The sequence below is a fragment of the Desulfuromonas sp. genome, from assembly GCA_002869615.1.
Taxonomy (GTDB): Bacteria; Desulfobacterota; Desulfuromonadia; order Desulfuromonadales; family UBA2294; genus BM707.
On sequence record PKUH01000087.1, the window covers coordinates 49848 to 58243 of the forward strand.

7 protein-coding genes are annotated in these 8396 nt (G+C 54.3%); all 7 read left to right on the forward strand.

Translation table 11 applies throughout. From position 1 onward, the window contains the following. Positions 1-225 precede the first annotated feature (225 nt). Positions 226-2862, forward strand: coding sequence for an alanine--tRNA ligase (locus C0623_08520; GenBank protein PLX99844.1), 2637 nt, complete (start codon positions 226-228; stop codon positions 2860-2862). 18 nt (positions 2863-2880) lie between these two features. Then, entirely contained in the window at positions 2881-3228 is a 348-nt protein-coding gene (locus tag C0623_08525; protein ID PLX99845.1) for a cupin domain-containing protein, read from the forward strand. Positions 3229-3276: 48 nt separating this feature from the next. Beyond that, the gene (locus tag C0623_08530; protein ID PLX99850.1) at positions 3277-4362 is read left to right on the forward strand and encodes a hybrid sensor histidine kinase/response regulator; all 1086 of its coding nucleotides are present in this window, start codon (positions 3277-3279) and stop codon (positions 4360-4362) included. Positions 4363-4465: 103 nt separating this feature from the next. Then, positions 4466-4993, forward strand: a complete 528-nt coding sequence (locus C0623_08535; GenBank protein ID PLX99846.1) for an HslU--HslV peptidase proteolytic subunit — start codon at positions 4466-4468, stop codon at positions 4991-4993. Continuing rightward, positions 4993-6315 (forward strand): HslU--HslV peptidase ATPase subunit, encoded by a 1323-nt coding sequence (locus tag C0623_08540; GenBank protein ID PLX99847.1) that lies wholly within the window; start codon positions 4993-4995, stop codon positions 6313-6315. The genes C0623_08535 and C0623_08540 overlap by 1 nt, the downstream gene beginning before the upstream one ends. Positions 6316-6424: 109 nt before the next feature. After that, entirely contained in the window at positions 6425-7312 is an 888-nt protein-coding gene (gene argB / locus C0623_08545) for an acetylglutamate kinase (protein PLX99848.1), read from the forward strand. Beyond that, positions 7312-8396: aspartate aminotransferase family protein (locus C0623_08550; protein PLX99849.1), on the forward strand; the 1085-nt coding region annotated here is incomplete at its 3' end. The genes argB and C0623_08550, both read left to right, overlap by 1 nt.

Genomic DNA, 8396 nt, shown 5'->3' on the forward strand with positions numbered 1-8396 from the left:
CACCAGGGAAGACCAAAAAATCGGATTATTTAACGGAGAGTCGGAGAGAAAATCAAATATTTCCTGAGGAGCTGACATAAAAACGGTAGGTTTTTTGACTGGTTCACCTCTATGTACCCGGCGTGAATAATCAGCTCTTGACGTTCCTGGTACACTTGGTGCCTTGGTGGCAACCAAATTCAATAATGGGTGCAAAATGCAAACACCCGCAGAAGGATACGAAACATGACTGGCAGTGAAATTCGCAAACGCTTCCTCGATTATTTTGCCAAGCACGGACATACGGTTGTGCCATCATCATCACTGGTCCCGCACAACGATCCGACCCTGCTGTTCACCAACGCCGGGATGAACCAGTTCAAAGACTGTTTTCTCGGTGATGAGAAACGCGATTATGTTCGTGCCGCTTCATCACAGAAATGTGTTCGCGCCGGGGGCAAACACAACGATCTGGAGAATGTCGGCCGGACTGCGCGGCATCATACTTTTTTCGAAATGCTCGGCAATTTCTCTTTCGGCGATTACTTCAAAAAAGAGGCGATTGCCTTCGCCTGGGAATTTCTCACCAGGGACCTTGGACTCGACATCAAACGACTCTACGTCACCGTCTACACCGATGATGACGAAGCGGCCGACATCTGGCACGAACAGGAGGGTGTCCCACGCGAGCGTATTTTCCGCTTCGAGGAGGATAACTTCTGGGCGATGGGCGACACCGGCCCGTGCGGACCCTGCTCGGAAATTTTCTGGGACAACGGCCCGGAGATGAGCTGCGGATCGCCCGACTGTAACGTCGGCTGCGACTGCGACCGCTACATGGAGATCTGGAACAACGTCTTCATGCAGTTTGACCGTCAACCCGACGGGGAACTGGTGCCACTGCCGAAGCCGGCGGTTGATACCGGTATGGGCCTCGAACGGATTACCACCGTCATGCAGGGCGTCCAGTCGAATTATGATACCGATCTGCTGCGCGGCATCATTGGCTACATCGAAAAGCTGGCCGGCAAAAGCTACGGTGACAACGATGAGAATGATGTCTCGATGCGGGTTATGGCCGATCACAGCCGGGCCACCGCCTTTCTTATTTCGGATGGAGTTCTGCCGAGCAACGAGGGGCGCGGCTATGTTCTGCGCCGGATCATGCGCCGGGCGATGCGTCATGCCAAAATGCTCGGGTTCGAAGAGCCGGTCCTGTTCCAGACCTGCCGTTTCGTTATGGAAAGTATGTCCGAAGCCTACCCGGAAGTCATCGACCGGATGGAATACGTTGCCAAGGTGGTCATCAACGAGGAAGAGCGCTTCATCCAGACCCTCGGCAACGGCCTGCGTATCCTCAATGAGGAGATCGAAAAGCTCGAAAAAACCGGCAAAAAAGAGGTCCCCGGCGATGTTGTGTTCAAGCTTTACGACACTTACGGATTTCCGATCGACCTGACTGCCGATATTGTTGAAAAAGACGGCCTGACTCTCGACGAAAAGGGTTTCGAGACCTGTATGGAAGAGCAGCGGCAAAAGGCGCGGCAACACTGGAAGGGATCCGGTGAAGAGGCGGTGGCCGGCGTCTACAAACAGCTCCTTGAAAAAGGCATCGCAAGCGAATTCAGTGGTTACCATACGACCTCGGACAACAGCAATATCACGATTATCCTGAAAGACGGCAGCAGTGTCGACTCAGCCAGCGAAGGCGATGCCGTCGAAATCATCACGGCATTGACCCCCTTCTACGGAGAGTCGGGCGGTCAGGTCGGTGACAGCGGTACTATCAGCAACAAAACGGTTCGAATCGAAATCAACGACACCCGCAAACCGACCGGTGGATTGATAGTCCATGTCGGTAAAATCACCTCCGGCTCGGTCAAAGTCGGTGACGCAGTCGAGCTGAATGTCGATACCGAAAAGCGCCAGGCAACCGCGCTCAATCATACGGCAACACATATCCTTCAGGCTGCCCTGGTCGATATCCTCGGCGACCATGTCAAGCAGGCCGGTTCACTGGTCACGCCGGAACGGCTCCGCTTTGACTTTACCCACTTTTCCGCCTTGAGCGCCGAAGAAATCACCCGGATTGAGGATGAAGTCAACCGGCGTATCCGTCAAAACCGTGCCGTCGACTCCGAAGAGATGTCGGCCGACGAAGCCATTTCATCCGGGGCGACTGCCCTGTTCGGCGAAAAATATGGCGACACCGTCCGCGTCATTTCGGTCGGCGATTTCAGCAAGGAACTCTGTGGCGGCACCCATGCCCGGGCCGCCCGCGATATCGGCTTGTTCAAGATCGTCTCAGAAGGCGGCATTGCCGCCGGCGTTCGCCGAATTGAAGCCCTGACTGGCGGCAATGCGATCCGGACCATCCATGAGCAGGAACAGACTATCCGCTCGATCGCCGATTTACTCAAAAGCGAACCGGGCAAAGTCGAAACCCGCATACAAAAGCTGATTGAACAGCAAAAAGAGTTGGAAAAAGAGATGGCAACCCTGCAGTCGCGCCTCAATTCAGAGCGTTCCGGCGATTTGATCGATCAGGCACAGGAGATTAACGGCATCAAGGTTCTGGCGGCGCGGACCGATGGACTTGATGGTAAAAAAATGCGCGAAATGGCCGATCAGCTGCGCGACAAACTGGCGTCCGGAGTCATTATTCTCGGTGGTGAGAATGATGGCAAGGCGGCCCTGCTCGTCGCTGTCACCTCCGATTTGACAGACAGGCTGCAGGCAGGGACGATCATCAGAAGCCTCGCCGAGCAGGTTGGTGGTCGCGGAGGTGGTCGACCGGAGCTCGCACAGGCCGGCGGCAGCGAGCCGAAGAATCTTGACAAAGCCCTGAGCAGCGCCACTGAGCTGGTTGCCGCTTCTCTGTAAATTTGACAGGAGCAACTGATGAAGACTGGAAAAATAGTTACTGCGTCTGAACAGGAAGAGTACGCACACCCGAAGCATGAGCGTTTTTTTCTGCGTGATGTCGTTACCGCAGAGAGCAACCCCGCTCTCTCGGTACACCGTGGACGGATTGAACCGGGTGGCGAAATCTTCCCGCATACGCACGACGGCCAGGCAGAGACCTTCTACATCCTGAAAGGGTCGGCTATTTGCACAATGGGAGCAGAGACCTCGATGGTCACTGCCGGACAGTGTTGCGTAGCACCATCCGGTGTAACCCACGGGCTGAAAAACGAAGGTGACGAACCGGTTGAGTTGATGGCTCTGTTCACCCCGCCCCTCAAATAGACAGGAGAAACCTTGCCACTTGTCCTCGAAAACCGGAGATCACTTGAGATGCGCCAGGAGGGTCCGACTGTTCTCGTCGTTGATGACGAAGCGGTTATCCGGGACCTATGTATCAGGGCATTAAAATCGTTCAATGTCATTGAAGCGGCAAATGGCCAAGAGGCCCTTGATATTCTACAAAAGAAAGACGTTGATGTCGTTCTGACCGATATCATGATGCCGCACACCAATGGCATCGATCTGCTGCAGCAGATCAAGGAAAAGCAACCGAACCAGCCGGTTATTGTCATGACCGGGTATGCTGATAAGGACGTTATTCTCAAGGCCCTCAAGGCTGATGCCGATGATTTCATCAGCAAACCGATCAATCTGCTCCAACTTAGAACAACCATCGACAAGGTTCTCGAAAAAAAAGCACTCCGCGAAGAACTTGTTCAGCTCAAAAAAATGGACCAGCTCAAGACCGATTTTCTCGGACTTGTCTCACACAAGCTTAAGACACCGATTACCGCCCTCTCGCTTTTTATCCAGAACCTTTCCCGCGGCGTCGGCGATCCGGACGATCCGAACTTCCAGAAACACCTGCAACTGATGCAGGAAGAATCGAACTATCTGGTGTACCTGATTCAGGACCTTCTCTACTATAGTGAAATCATTCTTCAGGAAAGCCCTCTCAAACTGGCTGAATCGGATTTGCGCTCAGTTGTAATGGCTACTTTCATTGAGGCTCAGGCTACCGCCGCGAACAAGGGGATTCGGCTGGTTAATAACCTCCCGCAGGAATGTCCACCGACCCGATTTGACCGCAAAAGGATCCGTTTTGTGATCCAGGCTCTGCTTGACAATGCTATTAAATTCACTCCGCCCGGTGGTGATGTGACCGTATTCGGAGAGTATGGCGACAACGCCTGCAAACTCGGCATCCGTGACACCGGTCCCGGCATAGAAGAAAACGAACAGAAAAAGGTTTTTGAAAAATTCTACCAGGTCGACCCTTTGCGTACGGGCCAGATCCGTGGTTTCGGCCTCGGCCTCTTTTATGCCCGCCAGTTTGCCCGGGCTCATGGCGGTAATGTCCAGCTCGAAAGCGAACCGGGCAAGGGGACCACTGCCTGGCTTAACCTGCCCCGCTGAAAAGCTCCAAGCTCCCTTTTTATGCCTATTTAGCCTTTGTCTTTAAAATCCTCTGTGCTATATTTTTCTTTTGCAAAAAACCTCATCATCTCGGGAGAATACAATGTTTCGCGGAACAACCATTACCTGCGTTCGTAAAGAAGCGGATGTCGCGATGGCCGGGGACGGTCAGGTCAGCGTCGGCAGCACTGTCATGAAGCACTCGGCGAGCAAGGTCCGTCGATTATTTGATGGCAAGGTCCTTGCCGGTTTCGCCGGCAGTACAGCCGATGCCTTCACGCTTTTTGAAAAATTTGACGCCAAACTGCAGGAGTTTCAGGGGAACCTTCCGCGCGCCGCTGTCGCCCTGGCCAAGGACTGGCGAACCGACAAGGTGCTGCGTCGTCTTGAAGCATTAATGATTGTCGCTGACCGGGAGAATACTCTGGTCCTCTCCGGTGCCGGGGATGTGATCGAACCGGATGACGGTATTGCGGCAATCGGTTCCGGCGGCTCTTTTGCCCTGGCAGCCGGCCGCGCTCTCCTGCGCAACACTGAACTCGATGCCAAATCGATTGCTGAAAAAGCGCTCTACCTGGCTGCTGAAATTTGTGTTTACACCAATGATCGCCTGACCGTGGAGACTCTGTAGTGACCAACTTCACCCCACGTGAAATCGTTTCCGAACTTGATCGTTATATTGTCGGTCAGCGGGAAGCAAAACGGGCGGTAGCCGTCGCGCTGCGCAATCGCTGGCGTCGTCAGCAGGTTGGCCCGGAGCTGCGTGATGAGATCGCGCCGAAGAACATCATCATGATCGGACCAACCGGGGTCGGCAAGACTGAAATCGCCCGGCGCCTCGCCAAATTGGCCCAGGCACCATTCATCAAGGTTGAGGCGAGCAAATTTACCGAGGTCGGTTATGTCGGACGTGATGTCGAGAGCATGGTTCGTGATCTTGTCGACCTGGCAGTGCTGTTGGTCAAGGATGAAGAAGCGCAGCGGCAAAGGGTCAAGGCCGAACAGAACGCCGAGGAACGGATTCTCGACCTTCTATTGCCGGGGGAAGCGGAAACAGAAAACGAGGAACAGCAAGCCTCGACCCGGGAAAAGCTGCGCAAATTATTGCGTAAGGGCGCACTGAACGAGCGCTACGTCGAACTCGAAACCGAAGAGGCCTCGATGCCGACCATGCAGCTCTTCACACCTCAAGGGCAGGAAGATCTCGGCTTTAACATGAAGGATATGCTCGGAAACTTCTTCCCGAAACGGACCAAACAGCGCCGCATGAAAGTGGCCGAAGCACTGGAACAGCTGACCCAGGAGGAGGCTGAAAAACTGGTCGACATGGACAAGGTTTCAACCCTCGCCCGGGAACGGACAGAACAGACCGGCATCATTTTTATCGATGAAATTGACAAGATTGCCAGCAAGGACGGGGTCCATGGTCCGGAAGTTTCGCGTGAAGGCGTGCAACGCGACATCCTGCCAATCGTTGAAGGGAGTACGGTCAATACCAAGCATGGTCCGGTCAAAACCGATCATATCCTCTTCGTTGCGGCCGGAGCGTTCCACATGGCCAAACAGTCAGACCTGATTCCAGAACTGCAGGGCCGTTTTCCGATCCGGGTCGAACTGAACAGTCTCGGTGAGGAGGAGTTCGTCCGGATTCTCACTGAACCGAAAAATGCGTTGATCCGTCAGTATATAGCGTTGATGGAAACGGAAAAGGTTACCCTCGATTTCGCTGACGATGCAATCCGTGAACTGGCAAAAACAGCGACCAGGGTCAATGAACAAACCGAGAATATAGGGGCCCGCCGCCTGCACACCATCATGGAGAAACTGCTCGAGGAGATCTCTTTTGATGCACCGGAGATGGCCAGCAGGAAGGTGAAGATCGACGCCGGTTTTGTCGCTGAGAAACTAGCCGGCATTGCCGGTGATGAGGATTTGTCGCGATACATTTTGTAAGGATCAGTTGTCAGTAAACCGTTGCCAGCCGATAGAAAGCAGCCAAAGTCTTTGCTCTTTACTGACCACTGCCAGCTGATCCCTGCCAACTCTGCATAAGGCTTATTCAATGAAAGAAATCATCGACAAGGCAAAAGTTCTACTCGAGGCGTTGCCCTGGATCCGGGAGTTTTACGACAAGACAATTGTCTTCAAGTATGGCGGCAACGCAATGGTCGAGGAGCATCTCAAGGAATCGTTTGCCCAGGATATCATTCTGCTCAAATACATCGGCCTCAACCCGGTCGTTGTCCACGGTGGCGGCCCGCAGATCGGCCAGGTTATGGAAAAAATGGGGCTCGAAAGCCACTTTGTCCAGGGTATGCGGGTCACTGACTCGGAGACCATGAATGTTGTTGAAATGGTACTCGGCGGCAGAGTCAACAAAGAAATCGTCGGCAACATCAATCGGCTCGGCGGCAAGGCGGTCGGTCTCTCCGGCAAGGACGGCGGACTGATTACCGCCCGTAAACTCGAAATGAAAACGATCAATCCGGACACCCTGACTCCGGAAATCATCGATATCGGCATGGTCGGCGAGGTTGAAAGCGTCAACCCGACGATTATCGGTTCGCTTGAAGCGAGCAACTTCATTCCGGTCATCGCCCCGATCGGCGTTGGTGCAAACGGCGAGACCTACAACATTAACGCTGACCTGGTCGCCGGCCGGATTGCCGGGGCGCTTCAGGCTGAAAAGCTGATCCTGATGACTGACGTCGAAGGGGTCAAGGACAAAAAAGGGAACCTGATTTCCACTATCGACATCAATCAGGTTCCGGAACTGATCGAGAACGAGACGATAACCGGCGGCATGATTCCGAAGATCAACTGCTGCCTCGATGCCATTGCCGAAGGGGTCGGGAAGACCCACATCATCGACGGACGGATGGAACATGCCTGTCTGCTCGAAATATTCACCGACACCGGCATCGGTACTGCCGTTGCGAGGTTCAGGTAATGAACGATTCACAGAATTGGATACAAAGAGGTGAAGCCTGCATTACCGGAACCTATGGACGTTTTCCGCTGGTAGCGGTCAGGGGTGAGGGCTGCCGATTGTTCGATGCCGAGGGCAAAAGCTACCTCGATTTTCTTGCCGGGGTCGCCGTCAACAACATTGGACATTGTCATCCGAAGGTCGTTAAGGCGCTCAGGGAGCAGGCTGAAAAGCTGATCCATTGCTCGAACTATTTCCACATTCCACACCAGATCGAACTCGGCGAAATCCTGTGCCAACACTCTTTTGCCGACAAGGCCTTCTTTTGCAACTCCGGGGCCGAGGCAAACGAAGCGGCAATGAAACTGGTCCGGAAATACAGTGCCGAAAAGCATGGGCCAAACCGCTTTGAGGTGATTACCGCCCTCGCCTCTTTCCATGGCCGGACCATCGGCACCATCAGTGCCACCGGCCAGGAAAAAGTCAGGGCCGGATTTTTGCCGATGGTCCCGGGCTTCAAATATGTTCCGTTTGGCGATATTCAGGCGTTGCGCACAGCAATAACCCCCAACACCTGCGCGGTCATGCTTGAACCTGTCCAGGGCGAAGGGGGCGTCAACGTACCGCCGCCCGGTTACCTGAAAGCGGTCCGCGAGGTCTGTAGCGAAAAAGAGCTGGTCCTGGTTTACGACGAGGTCCAGGTCGGATGTGGCCGGACCGGCAAGCTCTTTGCCTACGAACATGCAGGTGTTGAACCTGATGTCATGACCCTGGCCAAGGCCTTGGCCGGCGGGCCGCCAATTGGGGCCATGCTGGCCAGGGACGAATTCGCCGCTGCTCTCGGTCCGGGCACCCACGGCTCAACCTTCGGCGGCAATCCACTGATGACCGCCGCCGGCCTTGCTGCTATGGATGTCCTGTTGAATGACGGCATTCTCGAGAACTGTCAGCAAATGGGTGATTATCTGCGGCAACAGCTTGAAAAAATGGCCGAAAAACACTCTTTCATCAAGGAAGTCAGAGGGCTCGGCCTGATCCTCGGCATGCAACTTGACATCGAAGGGGCCGGGATCGTCACCAAGGCGCTCGAGCGGGGGCTGCTGAT

Excerpts from the sequence above, each read along its gene's own strand:
- C0623_08525 (PLX99845.1), top strand. The coding sequence starts at position 2,881 with ATGAAGACTGGAAAAATAGTTACTGCGTCTGAACAGGAAGAGTACGCA.
- C0623_08530 (PLX99850.1), top strand. The coding sequence starts at position 3,277 with ATGCGCCAGGAGGGTCCGACTGTTCTCGTCGTTGATGACGAAGCGGTT.
- C0623_08535 (PLX99846.1), top strand. The coding sequence starts at position 4,466 with ATGTTTCGCGGAACAACCATTACCTGCGTTCGTAAAGAAGCGGATGTC.
- C0623_08520 (PLX99844.1), top strand. The coding sequence starts at position 226 with ATGACTGGCAGTGAAATTCGCAAACGCTTCCTCGATTATTTTGCCAAG.
- argB (PLX99848.1), top strand. The coding sequence starts at position 6,425 with ATGAAAGAAATCATCGACAAGGCAAAAGTTCTACTCGAGGCGTTGCCC.